Origin of the sequence: Pseudomonas sp. B21128 (assembly GCF_044218865.1) — a bacterium.
Classification (GTDB): domain Bacteria; phylum Pseudomonadota; class Gammaproteobacteria; order Pseudomonadales; family Pseudomonadaceae; genus Aquipseudomonas; species Aquipseudomonas iridis.
In genome coordinates, this window is record NZ_CP162590.1 from 675,418 (window position 1) to 694,069 (window position 18,652).

An 18,652-nucleotide genomic window follows, 5' to 3' on the forward strand; every position below is an offset into this window, starting at 1 on the left:
TTTTCGAAAGTTGTACGGGTCGGCCGGCACGGACTCGCTTATTTGCGGCGAAACAACTTCTGCCACCAGCGGCGGGGTTGCAGCGGCACGACGATGACGTCCGATTTCTGCAGCCAGTCGCGCTCGTAATCCCAGGCATGCCCACCCCACAGTTTTCCAGCTTCGTTGGAAAAACCCAGGGTCATGAGCTGATAGGTGTAACCGGCGTGACCGCGCAACCAGTCGAACAACACCAGCGTGTTGAAACCGGTGGAGGGGCCAACGTAGCGCTTGCCGCCCGGCCGGTCGACCGGATAGTTCCAGAGCGGTGGCAGCGGAATGCGATCCCAGTACATGGCCACCCGAGTCAGCGGACTCATCGGTGCGGCACAGCCGACCAGCATGGTGAAACAGCGCTCACCCGCCTGATCAAACAGCCGCTGCACGTCCGGCCCCAGAGGCAGGCCAAAAAAGTACGCGTCCTGCGCGTTATAGCCATGCACGACGACGTTCACGCTTCGCGAGTCGAGCAGTGAGGCCTTGATGCAGGTATTGAAGCTGACCACGACGTCATCGACGCCGATGTTCAACGCCTGAAAATCCGCCGCCGTTATGGCCGGATTATTGGCGATCAATACGACCCTGGGCGCACGGTTCAGGCATGCCTGCAATGGCTCGGGCAGCGCCTCCAGAACCGACTGGTGACCGCCAGGCAGCGCGTCCAGCGCCATATGTTCGTCCTTCATTCAGGTCGGCACCTTCATCCCGTAGCGTAGCTTGACCCAGAACTGCGTGAACGCCGAAGGCGGCTGCCACGGGCGCATCTCGCGCTGGATTTCCGTGGCCAGGGCCTGGCCAACGCGGGCGAAAGAATAGCGACTTTGCGCAAACTCCTGCCCCTTCATGGCGATGCGTTGCGCCAGCTCCGGGTCGTCCTGCAGCAGTTTTATCTTCGCAACGGCCTCGTCTGCGCTGCGGTAAAACACGGTGTTGTGCATGTCTTCAAAACCGAGCAACTGGTCTTCTTCACCCTGGCTCCAGGCCAGCAGCACGCAGCCACAGGCCATGGCTTCAAAATTCTTGATCATGAACTCGTTCATGCCGATGTCAGCACTGACGAAAATCTTGATGCGATTGAGTGTTTCGAGGTATTCCGAACCCGATTTAGTGCGAGTCACCAGCATGCCGGTACGTTGCGCGAGCGACTCAAGCATCGCCTTGCGCTCGGCGTACTCGGTGCTTTTCAGGCTGCCCAGAAAACCGATGGGGATATCCCGCTCAGCGCCAGTATTGCGCAGCATCTGCTCGTCGTAACCCTTGGAGACGAAGACTGTGTCGATGCCATCAGCGAGCATTTTGCGGGCAACCACGGCGCCCGACACCAGCGCGCGGCAGCTCGGTAGACGACTGTAGAGACGCGAATACACGCCACGGTATTTGCTGGCAGGCATGTAGTTCTGGTAGGCGTCGTGCTCCAGGAACACCAGCCCGGGAATGCACTTGAGCACCCGCAATTGCGTGGCCAGGCGCTTGACCCGGGAGAAGATCACCACGCGGTCGAACGTCTGATAGTCAACCGAAGCCAGAAACGGCCCGAGATTCATCTGTTGCTGCTTGCTCAGACGGTAGATGACGCATTCATCACAGTTCTGCTGCACGATGTCGTAGAGCCGGTCGAGAATGACCCGCTGCTCGTCCATCACCAGTAGCATGACTTTCATAGGTTAATTGACCACGCGACGTAGGCAGGCAAGCGCATCGGATTCAAACCTGCCGACATCAACGGAAACGGCTAGATCCCCAAGGCAAAATCCGTTCACACGCAGTACACAACGGTAAAAATTCATCTGATCAGCGACTGCGGATTTTTTCGACAATGGCGGTCGTCGAGCTGTTTTCCACAAGCCCCAGCACTTTCACGGTGCCGCCATAAGACGTCACGATGTCGGCGCCGACCACCTGGTCGATTCCGTAATCGCCGCCCTTGACCAACACGTCCGGTTTCACTTCACGCAGCAGGTTTTCCGGGGTGCCTTCAGGGAAACTGATGACCCAGTCCACCGCGCCCAACCCTGCCAGAACGGCCATGCGGCGGTCGACACTGTTGATCGGGCGACCCGGCCCCTTCAAGCGACTGACCGAAGCATCGTCGTTGACCGCGACAATCAGACGATCGCCCTGGGCGCGCGCCTGTTCCAGATAGGTCACGTGGCCGGCGTGCAGAATGTCGAAGCAGCCATTGGTGAACACAATCTTTTCGTTATGTGCCCGGGCATCGGCCACCGCGAGAATCAACTGTTCCAGGCCCAGCACACCGCGCTCGGAGCCTTCTTCACGCTGAATGGCGCGACGCAGTTCCGGAGCACTGATGGCCGCCGTACCGAGTTTGCCGACCACAATGCCTGCGGCCAGATTGGCCAGCGCCACGGCATGGGGCAGCTCTTCGCCGGCGGCGATGGCAGCAGCCAGCGTCGAGATCACCGTGTCACCGGCACCGGTGACGTCGAACACTTCTCGCGCACGGGCCGGCAGGTGCAGCGCCGGATGATCAGGACGCAGCAGGGTCATGCCGTGTTCGCCACGGGTCACCAGCAGCGCACCGAGCTCAAGGTCGTGCATCAGCGCAGCGCCCTTGCTCACCAGCTCATGCTCATCGGCGCAACCGCCGACGATGGCTTCGAATTCGCTGAGGTTGGGGGTGATCAGGCTGGCGCCACGGTAGATCGAGAAATCCTTGCCCTTCGGGTCGGCCAGCACCGGGATATTCCTGGCGCGGGCAGCCTGAATCAGCGCCTGATGGTTTTTCAGTGCGCCTTTGCCGTAGTCGGACAACACCAGCACCTTGATGCCTTCCAGCAGATCATCGACCTGCGAGGCGAGGGCCAGGGCATCGGTGGCAAACGGTTCTTCAAAGTCAATTCGCAGCAATTGCTGGTGCCGGCTCATGACCCGCAGCTTGACGATGGTTGGCTGGTGCGCAATGCGCTGGAACAAGGCACGTACGCCCGCGCCCTTGAGACTGTTGCTCAGGCTGTCGGCAGCTTCGTCGTCACCGGTCACACCGACCAGGGACGCCGGCGCACCCAGCGCGGCAATGTTCAAGGCAACGTTCGCGGCACCGCCCGGACGATCTTCGATTTGCTCGACTTTAACGACCGGCACCGGGGCCTCAGGGGAGATCCGTGAGGTTCCGCCATGCCAGTAACGGTCGAGCATGACATCGCCGACTACCAAGACCGGGGCTTGATCGAAACGCGGCATGGACAACTTCATGGAGCAACCCACATACAAAATGAACAGGGGCGCGATATTAACACAGGGAAAAGCGCCGTCCGCCTCAATCTGAAAGGTCGCGCACCCAGAACAATTCGTGGCGCCGGACAGCCTTGCGGAAAAATTCGTTACTGCCCGTGACAGGCCAGCGGCGCCCGGCCAGAGCCTGCTGGATCCAGCGGCGCAATTGGCGCTTGAACGCTTGCCCGCCCTGCAAGTCATGCTCCATCGCCAGCGCCATGGCCTTGTCCAGTTGCGTATCCGCCGACAGCAACGGGCTCCACAAGCGGTCAGCCGGCAACGGCTCGATCGCGGGCGGCAAGGCGATACCGGCACCGGCAGGCCCCATCGGCCAGCGGTCATTGTCATGCAGGTGATTGGCGTACATCAGCAGGGTCGTCGGCTTCCAGTTGCTCAGGGCAATGGCTTCAAGCAGGGCTTGAGTGGAGGCGACGTGATCGCTGTGGGGGTCGAGCTCAGGATGCGGCGTGACCAGCACCTCGGGACGATAGTGTTCCAGCAGTTTCGCCAGGTCGCCGACCAGATTCTGCCAGGTCGGCTGACCATCGACATCACCGGGCAAGGCCAGCGGATTGTGCCGGCGCACACTGCGCACATCGCTTTCCTGCGACTCCCGGGAGCCGAACGCCTTGCCCGGTTCGGCAGCCATCGCAGGCAATTGCAGGCAGTAATAACCCAGTTGCACGCAACGCTCGGCGGGCACTCCGCCCCATTGCGGAATCGCCAGACTGTCCCAACTGCGCAAACGCCCCTTCAACCGGGCAGCCGCAGCTTGATCCAGACCCAGGCGCTGGAAATCTTCAGCCTCGATCTCGCCTTGGGTCAGAGTGACGATGCTGACGTCCTCGCAGCGGCTATACAGGCCGAACGCTGCCAACTCGGCATCATCGGCATGGGGCGCGACGACCATCACAGGCTGACGGCTGTAGTCAGGGCTGGCCATGACCCACAATGTGCCGGCGGTGCCCGCTGCACAATAACGGCCGCGCAGGGTCAGTGAGCCCTGCTGCAATGCTTCGGCTTGACCAGACAGATTCAGAAAGCGCCGTCCGCTGACCCCGCGCTCAAAATCCTGGCGATCATCGCCGACCTGAACGTAAGGATCGATCCAGCGCCCCAGCCAGCCGGCCTTCAATTCAAGTTCGAGAATAAGCGTTTCGCCTGCTGCCAACGGCTCGCTCAGGCGCACAACTCCATCGCTCAGACTCACCGCCTGACGCGCCGCGTCTGCAGGAAACGCGTATTGATAATCGTCAGAGGGCCGGTAGAACAAATGATCGGCAAACCACGCCTCGTGGGCGACCCAGGCCAGCACCAGCAACAGCGGCACCAGCCACCATGCGATGAGTAACCCGATCACAAGCAGCGCGACCAGAAAGGCCACGAGGAACATGCGCTTGTTACGTCGATGGGCCTTGAGAAGCTGTTGCTTGCGAGCGCTCATGAATTCAGACCTTGTAGACCGGCACCGTGTGGCACCAGCGATCCTTGTACTCACGGTCGGCACGACCGAATGAATAACGCAGAGGCTTGCCCAGCGCTTGCGCGTCTGCCCAGGCCTGTTGGGTGTTGACGAAGCTCAGGACGCTGCCAGGGCTGAACTCGCGGCTCTGCGGGTCGACGCCACCATTGACGTATTCAAGCGACACCCACTCGGGCGCTTCGACGCGATACAAAACCTGAATGGCCACGGGGGCCGATTCGAGCATGACCACCGAGCCGGTCATGAATTCGCGCAACAGCGTGAAGACCTCGACCAGCCCGGCCTTGCCCGGTACTTCAAAGCCCCAGCGACGCTGAAACAGATCGCCGTAAGCGGCGGCCTGCTCTTGCGGGGTAAAGTCGGACATCGGCACCAGCGAGCCACCCGCCTCTTCCAGCAAGCGCTGCTCGCGACGCTGGTTGTAGCGAAATTTCTTCGAATACTCTTCCGGCAACCGGGCCAGGGCCAGGCCCTCCGGCTGCGCTTTCAAGGTACTGATCTGCTCGGCATTCAGCTGGGAAACATAGGCCATGCGCTGACGGACCGGCACGACGATATCGGGTGCAATCGGCAGGATGATTTCTGCATTGCCCATGTCCAGCAAGCCGCGCTTGCCCTCGCGCTTGAGCACTTCCTTGGACAAGGCGACGTGGCGCCCCCAGCAGGGAATGGCGGCAAGCACCTCACCGCCAACGATCCAGCCCAGGTAACGCAGCTCGATGCCAACGAAGGCCGACAGCCGTTCGACCACCTCGGGATGTGTCGCGAAACTGCCACCGAAACGCTGCCAGGCACCCGCGTACGCATCCCGGTCGATTTCACTCCAGCCGCGCTCACGAAAGCTGCGAAACATTGTCAGCATACGTTGGTCACGTGGGCCGGCTGAGGTTCGTCACCCTCTTCAAACTCTTTGGCATGCAGACGCGAGTAGTAGCCGTTCTGCTCGAGCAACTGCGCGTGAGTGCCACGCTCGACGATGCGGCCTTCATCCATGACCAGAATCAGATCGGCCTTCTCGATGGTGCTCAAACGGTGAGCGATGACCAGCGTCGTGCGGTTCTGCACCACATGATCCAGTGCTGCCTGAATGTGCCGTTCCGACTCCGTATCGAGAGCCGACGTGGCCTCGTCGAGAATCAGCAACGGTGCATCCTTGAGCAGGGCCCGGGCGATCGCGATGCGCTGACGCTGGCCGCCGGACAGCAAAACGCCGTTTTCGCCGACCATGGTCTCGTAACCCTCCGGCATCTTGACGATGAACTCGTCAGCATAAGCCTCGGTAGCGGCGCGTTTGACCTCTTCGAAAGGCGCGCCAGCCAGATCGCCATAAGCGATGTTGTTGGTCACCGTATCGTTGAACAGCGTGACGGCCTGGGTCACCAGAGCGATCTGGCGACGCAAGCTGCGCAAGGTGAAATCCTGAACCTCTACGCCATCGAGCAGGATCTGACCCTGCTCATGCTGGTAGAAGCGCGGAATCAACCCGGCCAGTGTCGACTTGCCGCTGCCCGAACGCCCGACCAGAGCGACCATCTGCCCAGGCTCGACGACAAAGCTGATGTCGTTGAGCACTTTTTTGTCGGTGTCCGGGTACTGGAAGCTGAGATTGCGCACTTCCAGACGGCCTTCAAGACGATCGCGCTCGACCGTGCCCTGATCCACCTCCGCCGGCTCATCCAGTTGCTCGAAAATACTCTCGGCACCGGCCACGCCTTTCTGGATGGTTGAGCTGACTTCGGAGAGCTGGCGAATAGGCTTGGGCAACAAACCGGCCATGGTGATGTAAGCCACCAGATCGCCCGGCGATGCGTCACCGCGAAGATAAAGCACGAGGAACATGACCACGGCCATGGCGCTGTACGTCACCAGTTGCAGCATCGGTGTGTAGACCGCGCCGGTCTTGGTCATGGTCAGTTGCTTGTCGGTGTTGCTTTGGCTGGCGTCGCGAAAACGGTCTTTTTCATAGACTTCGCCACCGAAACTGCGCACCACGCGATAACCATGAATGGTCTCGGAGGCGACGTGCGTGACGTTGCCCATGGACACCTGGATCTTTTTGCTTTGCTTGCGGAATTTCTTGCTGGTGCTGTTCACCATAATGCCGATCACCGGCAGGATAGCGACCATCACCAGGGTGAGTTTCCAGTTCATCCACAACAGGGTGCAGAACAGGAAAATCACGGTCATGCCTTCACGGATGACCACTTTGATCGCATCCGTCGCCGCCCCCGTGACCATCGTCACGTTGAAGGTGATTCGGGAAATCAGATGACCGGAGTTGTTCTTGTCGAAGAAGCGGTTGGGTAAATCCAGCAACTTGTTGAACAGCACGACCCGCAAGTCATGCACCAGGCCCAGCGAAACCCGCGCCAGAAAGAAGTTGCCGAGAAACGAACCCACACCCTGCAACACGGCGATGAACACAATCATCAGTGGCACGGTTTCGAGCAACTGCAACTTGCCCAGATAAGGGTTGCCCGGAAACAGACTGGCCTCAGGATTGGCCAGACCGTCGACAAAGTACTTGAGGATGTAAGCGAGCATTGGCTGGGTCGATGCGAAGAGCAGAAACCCGACGATGCTGAGAAGGAAGAGACCGGCGTAAGGCCGCACGTAAGCCAAAAGGCGGAAATAGATCGCCAGCGTTGACTGGGCTTTCGGTTCAGGACTGCTCATGGTGATCCGCACAATTCAGTGAGGCGCGGATGATATCACACGCGTTTTTTCCTCGATAAACATGACTTCACGCCAGCCTTGGAGCAAGTCGGTTAAGATACGCCGCTAATGATGGGAGCCAGATATGCAATCGATTGATCACAGCACTTACGAGGCACTGCGCAAAGGTGCACACGTACTGGAAGCCGACGGCTCCGGCGATAAGGTGCTCAGATTGGCCGATGGACGCATGCTCAAACTGTTCCGTCGCAAACGACTGCTCAGTTCTGCGCTGTTCTACCCCTACGCGCAACGCTTCGCCGACAACACCCGGGCCCTTGAACAACGCGGCATCCTCTGCCCCAAGGTCATCGCGGTGTACCGCATCCCGAGCATCGAGCGTGACTGCGTGTATTACAGTCCGCTGGCGGGCAATACCGTACGCCAGTTACAAGGCACCAGCGAAGAGACTGACTCACTGAGATGCCAACTGGGCGCGTACTTTGCTCAATTGCACGAGAAAGGCGTGTACTTTCGATCGCTGCACTTCGGCAACGTGGTGCTGACCCCCGACGGCCATCTGGGCCTGATCGACATCGCCGATCTGCGCTGCCAGAAGCGCTCGCTCAGCGACAGCAAACGCCTGCGCAATTTCGCTCACCTGCTGCGCTACAAGGAAGATCGGCAATGGCTGCTGGGCCAGGACGCCGGCGACACCTTTATCGAAGGTTACCGACAGGCCCTGCCGAGTAACCGGCAAGCGCCGTTGATCTCGCGCCTGCGCCCACTGCTTGCTTGAACCCTAGCGACCAATCACCACAACGGTCGCGCCTTTGCGATTGGCGAAATGCTCAAGGATGCGCAGCTTGTGTGCTGCCAGCCACTCGTTCAGCCATGGCTCGTCACCTTTCGCCTCGATCACGAAATAGCGATAGTCGCCAGCATGCGCTGGCGATATTGCCTCTTCCTGCGTCAGGACTGGCATCACGTAGCCGCGACCTGCGTAATAGCTGATCCGCCCATCGGTAAAGTAAGTCGGTGCGTCCGATTCGACATGGGCGGACATCCAGTGGCCGGCCTCGATATAGTGGGTTTTCCCGGCCCCGGTGGAGATGACGTTCGAGAGCATCACCAGCAGCGCCAGCACTACCAGCCCCTTGCCCAGACGCGGAAATTCGCGAGCAAACGCTGCCAGCCCCATCGCCAGCACAGGCACAAACAACAGATTCAGAAAACTCATGTAGCGCGCGTTCATGAACTGTTGCTTGATGAAAAACAGTACCAGTACCACCAGGTAGAGCAACGCTGCCCAGGCGAAAGGACGATAGTCGCGCCAGTAGATGCCCAGCACGCCCCAGTTGCGCCGCAATATGAACGGGACGGCAAACGGCCCCATCAACTTGACGAACGTAATCGTCATGGTCGCAAGGATGCCGAAGAAAATGATTCGGCCCGCTTCATCCTGGGAATACTTGTTGATGAGTGAATTGGCGAACTGATCGCAGAGCATCTGGAACGAGGCGAACACACCGTGCGGCTCAATCATGTCCAGATACAGCACCACGCGCGCCGACAGGAGCACGCCTGTCACCGAGACGACCAGCAACCCAACGACCGGCAACAAAGAAAACTGGAAGAACGACAGGCGACGGCTCGACGACCACAGGCCGGGCAATTGCCACAGCGCCAACGCCGGTATCAACAACAACGCCTCCAGCCGAAACAAGGCGGCCGCGACAATTGCCATATGAATGAATGCCGCACGCAACCAGCCTCCACGTGCGTGCCAGCGCAATGCGAGCCACAGCGCCAGTGTGCAAAAAAACCAGAAGCCGCACTCACGGATGATGTCATTTCGAAAGGCATTGACCGCCGGCATTGCCAGCATGACAAGACAGGCCCAACGGGTGATGTCGGGTGAACGCTGACGGACGCAGTCCACCATTAACGCGCTGGTGCCGGCAAAGAAGAGGCCACACCAGAGGTAGGCGCTCAGTTCCAATGGCAACCGCAGGATGGAATGGGTAGCGGCAAGCAAAAGGGAAAACCACGGCCAGTCGAACGCGGCCCAGGCGACATCGGGCCCCTGCTCGGTGACTTGTTGTGCGACATCAATGTAAAGCGCGGCATCACGCCCTACTGTCGCAGTCCCCATGACCGCTATCAGCGACAACAGCAAACTGCCAAAAAATGCCAGCCATACCGGGTATTCGTCGATGATCCTGGCGACCTGAGTACCCACTTTCCCGCTCCTGCCTTTCACCCAGCCACCTCATCAACACTCATTACAAGGCACGCGCAGTCACCGCGGACCCTCTATCGAAACAGCAGACGCAAAGCCTTGCGGGTGTACGACCAGCGCGAAAAGGTGCGCCAGTCTGCACGCAGAGCCTGAAAATAGAAGCCCTTGGCCAGGCTGTATTCGCCATGTGAGTAACAATCGCGAAACAGCGACAAGCAACGCTGCGCCAAAAAGGCCTGACGCAGGTCGTGCATCTCCTTTGGCATGCGTCGACTCGAAAACACCTCGCTGACGACCTGCTCCGTACCGGCAGCAAGACTTTGGCGCAAATCATGGCGCATGCTGTCGGCATGCTTGTAGATCAGTGCCAGGGGTTTGTCGAGGACGGTGCAAGGATAGCGCGCCAATACCTGGGCAAACACCGGCAGGTCCTCAACGTTGCGCAAATGTTCCGGGTAATTGCCCGGAGCGAACACGCTGCGATGCATTGCGCAGGCGCCGTTGGATATCGATACGGTCTTGTCCAGCAGGTAACCCTGCAAACGCTGCCGAGACGTCAACGGCAAAGGCTTGGCGCTCTGCAAGCTGCGCCTGCCGTCAGCAAATACCGACCAATGCGCGCCAATGACCATCAAAGTTTGCGGGTTGCTGGCAATATGCTGGGAAAGCGCGGCCAGTGCACCGGGTGCCATTTCGTCGTCGGAATCGAGAAACACCAGATACTTACCGGTCGTTTCTTCAAGCCCCCGATTGCGCACCGTAGACAACCCGCCATTGGTTTTGCGCAGCGCGCGAAAACGCCCGCCATGCTTGAGCAGCAGCGATTCCACCACCTCAGGCGTCTCGTCCGTCGACCCATCGTCGATGACCAGTAAATCCGCCGTCGCTTCATCCAACTGCGCCAACACCGACTCCACTGCGCGGGGCAGGGTTCGCGCGTAGTTGTAAACGGGGATCACGACGCTGATCAGGGTTTCAGTCAATTGCGTATCCTTTTACACCCTCTTTAACGACCAGAATATCTTCCATGATCAGGTACTCCAGATCGGAGCCGAAAAACATGTTCAGCGCGTCAGTCGGCGAGCAGATCATCGGTTCGCCACGACGGTTGAGCGAAGTGTTCAGCGACACGCCGTTGCCAGTCAGGTTTTCCAGCGCTTTCATCATGTCATAGTAGCGCGGATTGTATTCGCGCTTGAGCACCTGGGCGCGAGACGTGCCATCTTCGTGGACCACTTCCGGCACACGGGTTTTCCACTCTTCAGACACTTCGAAGGTGAACGTCATGAACGGCGCCGGGTGATCGATCTTGATCATCTGTGGGGCGACAGTGTCGAGCATCGACGGGCAAAAAGGCCTCCAGCGCTCGCGGAACTTGATCTGGTGGTTGATCCGATCGGCTACGCCAGCCACGCTTGGGCAGCCAATGATCGAACGACCGCCCAATGCGCGCGGACCGAACTCCATGCGACCCTGGAACCAGGCCACCGGATTGCCCTCGACCATGATTTTGGCGATCTGCTCCGGCATGTTGTCGAGCTTGCGCCAGACAGGCTTGCTCTCGTGCCGGGCACACGCGGCGATCACGTCTTCGTTGCTGTACGACGGGCCGAGGTAGACGTGTTCCATCTTCTCGACCGGAACGCCGCGAGCGTGTGACACATAGGCTGCTGCGCCAACCGCGGTGCCGGCATCGCCGGACGCCGGCTGCACGAACAGCTCCTTGATGTCATCGCGGGCGATGATTTTCTGGTTCAGCTTGACGTTCAACGCACAGCCGCCGGCGAAAGCCAGTTTGCCGGTTTCCTTGAGCACGTCGCCCAAATAGTGGTCGATCATCTGCAACGCCAGTTTTTCGAACAGCGCTTGCATGCTCGCGGCGTAGTGGATGTAAGGTTCGTCAGCGATATCGCCTTCGCGTTTCGGGCCCAGCCATTCGATCAGCTTCGGCGAGAAGTAGAAGCCTTTGCCCTTCTCTTTGTAGCGACGCAGGCCGATGACGTTGGCGTAGTCGGTGTTGATCACCAGTTCGCCATTTTCGAACGACGCCAGACGCGAGAAATCGTATTTGCTGGCGTCACCGTAGGGTGCCATGCCCATGACCTTGAACTCACCGTCGAGCATCTCGAAACCGAGGAACTCGGTGATTGCGCCGTACAGGCCGCCGAGGGAGTCCGGATCGAAGAATTCCTTGATCTTGTGGATCTTGCCGTTTTCGCCGTACCCGAAGAAGGTCGTGGCGTACTCACCCTTGCCGTCGATACCGAGGATCGCGGTTTTCTCTTTGAAGCCGGAGCAGTGGTAAGCGCTGGAGGCGTGGGCCAAATGGTGCTCAACCGGTTCGATCTTGATCTTTTTCGGATCAAAACCCAGTTGCTCGAGGCACCAGACGATCTTGTTGCGGTAGCGCTTGTAGCGACGATTGCCCATCAGGATCGCATCAAGCGCGCGGTCCGGGGCGTACCAGTAGCGCTTGGCATAGTGCCAGCGAGCCTTGCCGAACAGGCTGATCGGCGCGAAAGGGATTGCCACTACGTCGACATCGGACGGCTTGATGCCGGCCTGTTCAAGACAGAACTTCGCCGATTCGTAGGGCATGCGGTTCTTTGCATGCTTATCGCGTACGAAGCGCTCTTCTTCAGCCGCCGCCACCAGCTTGCCGTCGATGTACAAGGCTGCTGAAGGATCGTGGCTAAGGGCGCCGGACAGGCCAAGAATCGTCAATGCCACAGGGGTCTAGCCTCTTTAGTCTGCGTGCAGGCGCGATGCGCCTTGTAAATTGATGTGTCCTCGCAAAGGGCGAGAGACAGCTAAAGGGCGGGATTATAGCGTAAACGTGACGGGAATTACCCTGTGCGAATTGCCCCGGGGTGAATGGTTTGCATATTCCTTGTCCGCTGACTCAATAACCGCCCACGCGTCGAAATGTTCGACGCAGTCGTGCTGCGTTCTGCTGATTTTCGACCCGGGCTACTGATGGCAATCTCTGAAAATCAGCACCGAGGCCGTTGTGTACAGCTCATGGCTTGCGAAAAAACTGTAAGACACTCCAGAAGCCGTTATCTCTCAGCCGAATCAGACACCACTCGAAATATCTTTCGGTAATCGCTGATCGATCACTTGATATAACGCACTGTTCTCGGGCCAGTTACGCATGAATCGCGCCCGGTCCCGGGCATAGGCCGGGGCAAAGCTGCCCGGCGAGCCATGCTGACACATCGAGTCAAGATCGATCAGCGCCCAGCGATCGTTGTGCCAGAACAGGTTGTGGCCCTTGAAATCGCCATGACTGATGCGCTCGGCAATCAATCGGGCAAACAACCGATCCAGTGCCTGCAACTCAGATTCCGGTGCTTGACCACTGGCAACGTACGGCGCAAAACGCTCGATGATGTCCGGCCCCGGCAGGAACTCGGTCACCAGATAGGCGCGGCTGCGCAACCACAGGAAGCGCTTTTCCAGCACCGCCAGCGGCTTGGGCGTGGCAATCCCGAGAAACGCCAGGCGATTGCCTTCACGCCACGAATGCCAGGCACGACTTGGACGCCAGAACCGCTTGAGCCAATGCGCGAAACCCTTGATGTTGTAGCGCTTGATCACCAATTGGCGCGCCCCCACTTCGACCTTGCCGACGCTTGCCGCGCCGCCGGTCTTGTAGAGATGGCCGCGTTCAAGCAGCGCATCCGCCTGCTCAAGCACTGGAACCATGGCCGCTTCTTCCTCGCGACGAATCGCCTGCAGGCCAAACGCACCACGGCGGACGCTGAACAGCGTGCATTCGCGGCCGACCTTGATCAGGTAATCCTTCAGGCGCCAGCGGCGCACCTTGTCGATCTGCTTCTGCAAGGCTTCCAGCGGCAAAGCGTGCTCGCTGTTGCTCAGCAGGTAATACACCAGCAGCTCTTCGGTGAACGGTTCAAACGCCTTGGGCAACTGGGCGAAGAACACGCCGAGATTTTCCAGCACTTTTTGCCGTGACAACGGCTGACCGGCGGTTTCCACGCAAATGCCGGCACCGTCGATCAAGTACAACTGACCGCCGTGGCGCAGCAGATTGTCCAGGTGCAGGTCTTCCTGCCAGAGCCCTTTGCCGTGCAACTGGCCAATGGCGGCAAGCGCCTCGGCCAGCACCGCGGTTTGTTCATCCGCCAGCGGCGGCAGCGCCTCGACTTGCGCCCAGGCGTCGCCAAGGCTTTGCGCGCCTTCCAGAAAGTCGAACAGCAGCCAGCCACCCTCACCGTTTTTCAGGCCATCGGCCAGCAGCAGCGGTGTCGTCAGCCCTTGTGCAGCCAACAGGCGCACGCCTTCCAGTTCACGCTGAAAATGTCGAGCAGCCTTGCTGCCGACCAGCAATTTGGCCAGTACCGGACGACCACGCCAAACACCGGCACCGACGTAACGTTGCCCCGGCAACACGCGCAGCAGGCTCAGCAACTGCAAATCCGCAGCACCGGCCGCATCGGCCAGGGTGACTGTCAGCGGCAATTGCGGGGTACGCCCGACAGCGGCCAGCTCGGACAATTGCATCAGCGAGTCTCCTTGTGACTGCGACGTGCAGTCAGCCGCGCGAGCCAACTGTCGAGCAGAGAACTGTCGACCGGCTGATCGAGATAGGCCGCCAGCAACTCGCGCAGTTGCGCCTCGTTCCACTGCGGTGCACGGCGCTGCAGCGGCTCCAGATCCTTGATCCGGTCACGCATGCCGAACAACAACGGCCGGGTTTTCTCCAGGTCGATCAATTGCGCCTGATACCCGTCGCCGCTGGCCTGAAGAAAAATGTGTTTGGGATAGAAACAGCCATGCACCTGACGCACGCCGTGCAGCTGCCGCGCCAGCAACCCGCAGGCCTTGAGGATGGCCGACTGTTGGCCGGCGCCGAGCTGCGACCAGCGCGCAAGCAGCGATTCCAGGTCGCTCCAGCCATCCAGTGCACGCGTCAGCAGAATCGCGCGGACTTCGCCAGCGACTTTGCGCTCACCGAAAAACGCCGCTTGCAGCGCCGGGATACCGAGCTTGCGGTAGCGGCTGATATTACGAAATTCGCGAGCAAAGCTTGGTTCGCCGAACGGCGCATGCAAGGTGCGGGTCAGGTAATTGCTCTGGCGCTTGAGGTAGAAACCCTGACCTTCGAGTTCCAGACGGAATACGCTGCTCCAACCGCCCCGGGCGGTATTGGGCTCGTCCACCGCTTCAAGCTGTTTGGCCCACAGGGCGTCAAAAGTGCCCAGACCGTGGCGCTCAAGCAACGCACGGTCTTCATTGGCGAGAAAATCAGTCATTCGCGTCCCTCGAAAAATCTCACCACGTGCCGAATCCGTTTCTTGTCGGCAGTATTCAGCCGGTCGCACTGGCGGTATTGCATATAAAAGCGCAGGCGTTGGGTATTGGACAGGTGATATTTGGCGAGTTTGTCGAGACAGGCCAGATCCTTGGTGATCCGATACTTGAGCCAGAAGCCGCGCCAGAACTCGCCATTTGGGCAATCAATAAGAAATATGCGCGCCTGGTCGTCGATCAACAGGTTGCGCCATTTCAAATCGTTATGGGTAAAACGGTGATCATGCATCGTGCGCGTATAACCGGCCAACTGTTGGCTGACGGCGTCCACCCAGGCGCGATCCTTGAGCTTGGGATCCTTGCGCTCGGCGAGTGCGGCGAGGTCTTCGGTATTGGGCAGTTCGCGGGTGATCATCGCACCACGGTCGTAAGCCGCGCCGCGTCGCTCAAGCCCCCACGCCACTACTTCAGCGGTGGGGATACCCCATTTGGCGAACCGCTTGAGGTTCTGCCACTCCATCTTCACGCGCGGTTTGCCGAGGTACCGGCGCAGACCTTTGCCAGCACCGACGTAGCGTTTGACGTAATAGTTGACGCCAGCGCGCTGCACGCGAACCACTTCGGACAGCGGATCGCGCGTAAGCCGCTCGCCTTGCAGGGCAAATACGGCTTCCAGACTGCCGAAATCTTCGGCCAGATCGCTGTACGTCGGCTCAAGAGTCCAACCTGCCATCAGAGCGCATCCCCGTAACGCTGTTTACGCGCGTAGAGCTTGCTGGCTTTACCTTCCAGCCAGTTAAGCAGCGGCGCTTCTTCTGCCAGAACCTGCCGCAGCGGCTGCTGGAAATAACCCTTGAGGAATCGCAGCTTGTCGCGACGGGTCAGGCCGATGTCCAGGGCGGAAAAGTACAGCGCCGCCAGATCCTTGTTGCGCCAGCGCTGCGTGATTCTTGGGCGGGTCTGGGCACGGTGCAGGTCGATCACCGAGAGTTTGAAATCATCCGCCGTCACCGGTTTGTCGGTGTGCAGCAGGAAGTGGCAGATGTAGCAGTCGCGGTGATTGACGCCCGCGCGGTGCATCATGCCGGTCATGCGCGCCACTTCGGCAATCAGCGCATGCTTGAGTTTCGGCTGCGGTGGCTGCTTGGGCCAGTCGATGCTGAAGTCTTCAAGGCTGATGGTCGGCGCCAGTTCTTCAGTGACGATGAACGAATGCTGGTCGGCCGGGTTGCTGCCCTTTTCGCCATACGCCACGGCGGTCATGGTCGGCACACCGACTTCCTGCAAGCGCTGGATGGCTTTCCACTCCTGACCCGCGCCGAGTACCGGCAGCTTGGCGGTCAGCAGGTTCTTGAAGATCTCACCCCAGCCGATGCCACGATGGATCTTCACAAAAAATCCATGGCCGTCGACTTCAGTGCGCAGCGTCCGGCGCGCTTCGAGCTCGCGGTACACCTCGCCCTGCAAGCCCTCGACTTCGGCGAACGGGTCGCGTCCGGCCCAGAGGCTCTTGAACGGTTCAGCCAGCATCAACTTCATTTAAGCGTGCTCCGCCAGAATCACATCCGCCGCGTGTTGCGGCATGCTGTAAAGGTCGGCCGTTTCGGCGAACGCCAGACCATTGCGGCTCCAGGCCGCGCGTGCAGCGTCGTCGTTCAACATATCGGTCAGGTATTGCGTCAGTTGCGCCTGATCAAACGGTTCGTCCAGCACTCGCCCGGCATCCGCCTCGGCAATGTAGTGGGCGTAACCGCACACCGCGCTGACCAGCACAGGCAGGCCCGCGACCAGCGCTTCGAGCAGCACTGTACCGGTATTTTCGTTGTACGCCGGGTGGATCAACAGATCGGCGCCGAGCAGGAACCGCGGAATATCGCTGCGGCCCTTGAGGAACGTCACGTTGTCGCCCAGGCCCAAAGTGGCGCTCTGCATCTGGAACAATTTGGGGTCATCCTGGCCGATTACAAACAGCCGGGTGCGTTTCTTCAGTTCGGCAGGCAATGCGGCCAGGGCTTTAAGACTGCGATCGACGCCTTTGGTCTTGAACCCGGAGCCGATCTGCACCAGTAGCAGGTCGTCGTCCTTGAGCTTGAATTCGGCACGGAAACCGGCGCGAATCTCATCGGCATCCGCCGGACGGCGACGATCCTGAGCAATGCCCGGCGGCAGCAAATGGAAGCGCTCGAGTGGCGTGTCGTAGTGTTTGATGAACAGCGGCTGCTGCACTTCGGAAATCATCAGCACTTCGGTTTTCGCCTCTTTGGCGAACACCGCGCGCTCGTACTCGGCGAAGTGGCGATAGCGGCCCCAGCGACGGTACAGCGAATTGCGCAGGTTCTGCGCCTTGTCTTCGAAGCAACCGTCGGCGGCGTAATACACGTCCAGGCCTGGCATTTTGTTGAAACCGATCAGACGATCCACCGGGCGCTTGGCCAGATCCGCTTCCATCCACGCAGTGAGTTTCTCGTTGCGACGGTGATTGAAGAAGGCCTTGACCGGCGCCACCAGCACTTCGAAACCGGGCGGTACGTCGCCTTCCCAGATCAGCGTATAGACGCGGATCTGGTGGCCGCGCTTCTGGCATTCGAGGGCAATGCGCATGAAATCGCGCTGCAAGCCACCGAACGGGAAATATTTGTACAGGACGAATGCCAATTGCATCAGCGCAGCTCCTCAGCCATTAACAACGTGCTCAGTCGGCTGGCGACACGCTCGGGGTTCAGACGCGTGAAGCACAGAGGCTGTTCACGCTTCAGGTCAAACTGACGGGCATCCTGCTCGGTCGGTTGATAAGTGCATTTTTTCTGCAGGCACGGCGCGCACGGGAAGTCACTGGCCATGTGAATCTGCAACTTGCCGTAGGCCCCGGTCAGGCCCGGGTTGGTCGGACCGAACAGCGAGATGGTCGGCACGTCCAGCGCCGCCGCCAAGTGACCGAGACCGGTGTCCACCGCGACACAGGCTTGTGCGCCGGCAAGGACTTTGCCGACCCCGGCCAGATTCAGCTTCGGCAGGACTTCGGCGTGTTTGAAACCGGCGGCGATGCGCTCGGCGCGAGCCTTTTCCAGTGGGTTGCCCCATGGCAGTTTCACGCCAACGCCGAGATAACCAACACGCTCGGTCAGCTCGCGCCAGTAAGCTTCCGGCCAATGTTTGGTGTCCCACGTCGTACCGTGGAGGAACACCACGAAGGCGTTCTTGCGCGGCAGCTCGACCAGACGCTCGACGTTGAGGCCATAATCGCCCAAGCCTTTGGGCAGGTCATATCCGAGAGCGATGGCGAACAACTGACGCACACGCTCAACGGCATGTTGACCACGGGCCACGGCCAGCTTGCGATCGTAGAATCGCGCAGCCATTGGTTCACGGGCCGAACCTTTGTCGAGACCGGCCACCGGCGCTTTGACGTAACGGGTCAACCAGGCGCTTTTCAGCAAGCCCTGCGCGTCGATCACCAAATCGTATTGGTTCGCGCGCACGCTTTGCTTGAAGCGTTTCCACTCGCCGCTGGTGATGGTTTTCCAAAGACTTTTGCGCCAGCGACGTATCGCCACCGGAATCACGTTGTCAACGGCCGGGTGCCAGGTCGGAATCTCGGCGAAGCCTTCTTCCACCACCCAGTCGAACTTGATTCCGGGGATGGCCCGGGCCGCGTCGGTCAGCGCCGGCAACGCATGAATCACGTCGCCCAGCGATGAAGTCTTGATCAGCAATACCCGCAA

Annotated in this window: 16 protein-coding genes; 1 reads left to right on the forward strand and 15 read right to left on the reverse strand. The window is 59.7% G+C overall.

Translation table 11 applies throughout. The annotated features are described in order from the left end of the window. Nucleotides 1-38 precede the first annotated feature (38 nt). The 6 genes from AB4P91_RS02950 to msbA form a co-directional block, all read right to left on the reverse strand. Nucleotides 39-725 (reverse strand): hypothetical protein, encoded by a 687-nt coding sequence (locus AB4P91_RS02950; RefSeq protein ID WP_150594004.1) that lies wholly within the window; start codon nucleotides 723-725, stop codon nucleotides 39-41. Then, entirely contained in the window at nucleotides 726-1,700 is a 975-nt protein-coding gene (locus AB4P91_RS02955; RefSeq protein ID WP_395604285.1) for a glycosyltransferase, read from the reverse strand. A gap of 130 nt (nucleotides 1,701-1,830) precedes the next feature. After that, nucleotides 1,831-3,252 carry a bifunctional D-glycero-beta-D-manno-heptose-7-phosphate kinase/D-glycero-beta-D-manno-heptose 1-phosphate adenylyltransferase HldE gene (hldE, locus tag AB4P91_RS02960; RefSeq protein ID WP_042557338.1) on the reverse strand — a complete coding sequence of 474 codons (1,422 nt, stop codon included), beginning with the start codon at nucleotides 3,250-3,252 and terminating at the stop codon, nucleotides 1,831-1,833. Between the two features lie 64 nt (nucleotides 3,253-3,316). Continuing rightward, entirely contained in the window at nucleotides 3,317-4,717 is a 1,401-nt protein-coding gene (locus tag AB4P91_RS02965) for a PIG-L deacetylase family protein (protein WP_395604286.1), read from the reverse strand. Nucleotides 4,718-4,721: 4 nt separating this feature from the next. After that, nucleotides 4,722-5,618 (reverse strand): GNAT family N-acetyltransferase, encoded by an 897-nt coding sequence (locus tag AB4P91_RS02970; RefSeq protein ID WP_150596041.1) that lies wholly within the window; start codon nucleotides 5,616-5,618, stop codon nucleotides 4,722-4,724. Beyond that, complete coding sequence (msbA, locus tag AB4P91_RS02975; protein WP_042557335.1) at nucleotides 5,612-7,432, reverse strand: lipid A export permease/ATP-binding protein MsbA; 1,821 nt, start codon at nucleotides 7,430-7,432, stop codon at nucleotides 5,612-5,614. The genes AB4P91_RS02970 and msbA overlap by 7 nt, the downstream gene beginning before the upstream one ends. Nucleotides 7,433-7,556: 124 nt before the next feature. Between msbA and AB4P91_RS02980 the strand changes: the two genes are divergently transcribed. After that, entirely contained in the window at nucleotides 7,557-8,210 is a 654-nt protein-coding gene (locus tag AB4P91_RS02980) for a lipopolysaccharide kinase InaA family protein (RefSeq protein ID WP_395604287.1), read from the forward strand. A 3-nt stretch (nucleotides 8,211-8,213) separates the two neighbouring features. Here the strand turns inward: AB4P91_RS02980 and AB4P91_RS02985 are convergent, their stop codons facing one another. From AB4P91_RS02985 to waaC, 9 genes are all read right to left on the reverse strand, one after another. After that, nucleotides 8,214-9,653, reverse strand: a complete 1,440-nt coding sequence (locus AB4P91_RS02985) for a hypothetical protein (protein ID WP_395604288.1) — start codon at nucleotides 9,651-9,653, stop codon at nucleotides 8,214-8,216. 74 nt (nucleotides 9,654-9,727) lie between these two features. Next, on the reverse strand, nucleotides 9,728-10,636 hold the full coding sequence (locus AB4P91_RS02990; RefSeq protein ID WP_150593998.1) for a glycosyltransferase family A protein: 909 nt from the start codon (nucleotides 10,634-10,636) through the stop codon (nucleotides 9,728-9,730). After that, nucleotides 10,629-12,383 (reverse strand): carbamoyltransferase, encoded by a 1,755-nt coding sequence (locus AB4P91_RS02995; RefSeq protein WP_047299460.1) that lies wholly within the window; start codon nucleotides 12,381-12,383, stop codon nucleotides 10,629-10,631. The genes AB4P91_RS02990 and AB4P91_RS02995 overlap by 8 nt, the downstream gene beginning before the upstream one ends. A gap of 345 nt (nucleotides 12,384-12,728) precedes the next feature. After that, on the reverse strand, nucleotides 12,729-14,180 hold the full coding sequence (locus AB4P91_RS03000; RefSeq protein ID WP_395604289.1) for a lipopolysaccharide kinase InaA family protein: 1,452 nt from the start codon (nucleotides 14,178-14,180) through the stop codon (nucleotides 12,729-12,731). After that, nucleotides 14,180-14,932: a lipopolysaccharide kinase InaA family protein gene (locus tag AB4P91_RS03005; protein ID WP_150593996.1), complete on the reverse strand. Its 753-nt coding sequence runs from the start codon at nucleotides 14,930-14,932 to the stop codon at nucleotides 14,180-14,182. The genes AB4P91_RS03000 and AB4P91_RS03005 overlap by 1 nt, the downstream gene beginning before the upstream one ends. Continuing rightward, nucleotides 14,929-15,663 carry a lipopolysaccharide kinase InaA family protein gene (locus AB4P91_RS03010; protein ID WP_150593995.1) on the reverse strand — a complete coding sequence of 245 codons (735 nt, stop codon included), beginning with the start codon at nucleotides 15,661-15,663 and terminating at the stop codon, nucleotides 14,929-14,931. The genes AB4P91_RS03005 and AB4P91_RS03010 overlap by 4 nt, the downstream gene beginning before the upstream one ends. After that, the gene (gene rfaP, locus AB4P91_RS03015) at nucleotides 15,663-16,469 is read right to left on the reverse strand and encodes a lipopolysaccharide core heptose(I) kinase RfaP (RefSeq protein ID WP_150593994.1); all 807 of its coding nucleotides are present in this window, start codon (nucleotides 16,467-16,469) and stop codon (nucleotides 15,663-15,665) included. Before rfaP ends, AB4P91_RS03010 begins: the two co-directional genes overlap by 1 nt. Beyond that, nucleotides 16,470-17,591, reverse strand: coding sequence for a glycosyltransferase family 4 protein (locus AB4P91_RS03020; RefSeq protein ID WP_395604290.1), 1,122 nt, complete (start codon nucleotides 17,589-17,591; stop codon nucleotides 16,470-16,472). It abuts the gene before it with no gap. Further along, complete coding sequence (waaC, locus tag AB4P91_RS03025; protein WP_150593992.1) at nucleotides 17,591-18,652, reverse strand: lipopolysaccharide heptosyltransferase I; 1,062 nt, start codon at nucleotides 18,650-18,652, stop codon at nucleotides 17,591-17,593. The genes AB4P91_RS03020 and waaC overlap by 1 nt, the downstream gene beginning before the upstream one ends.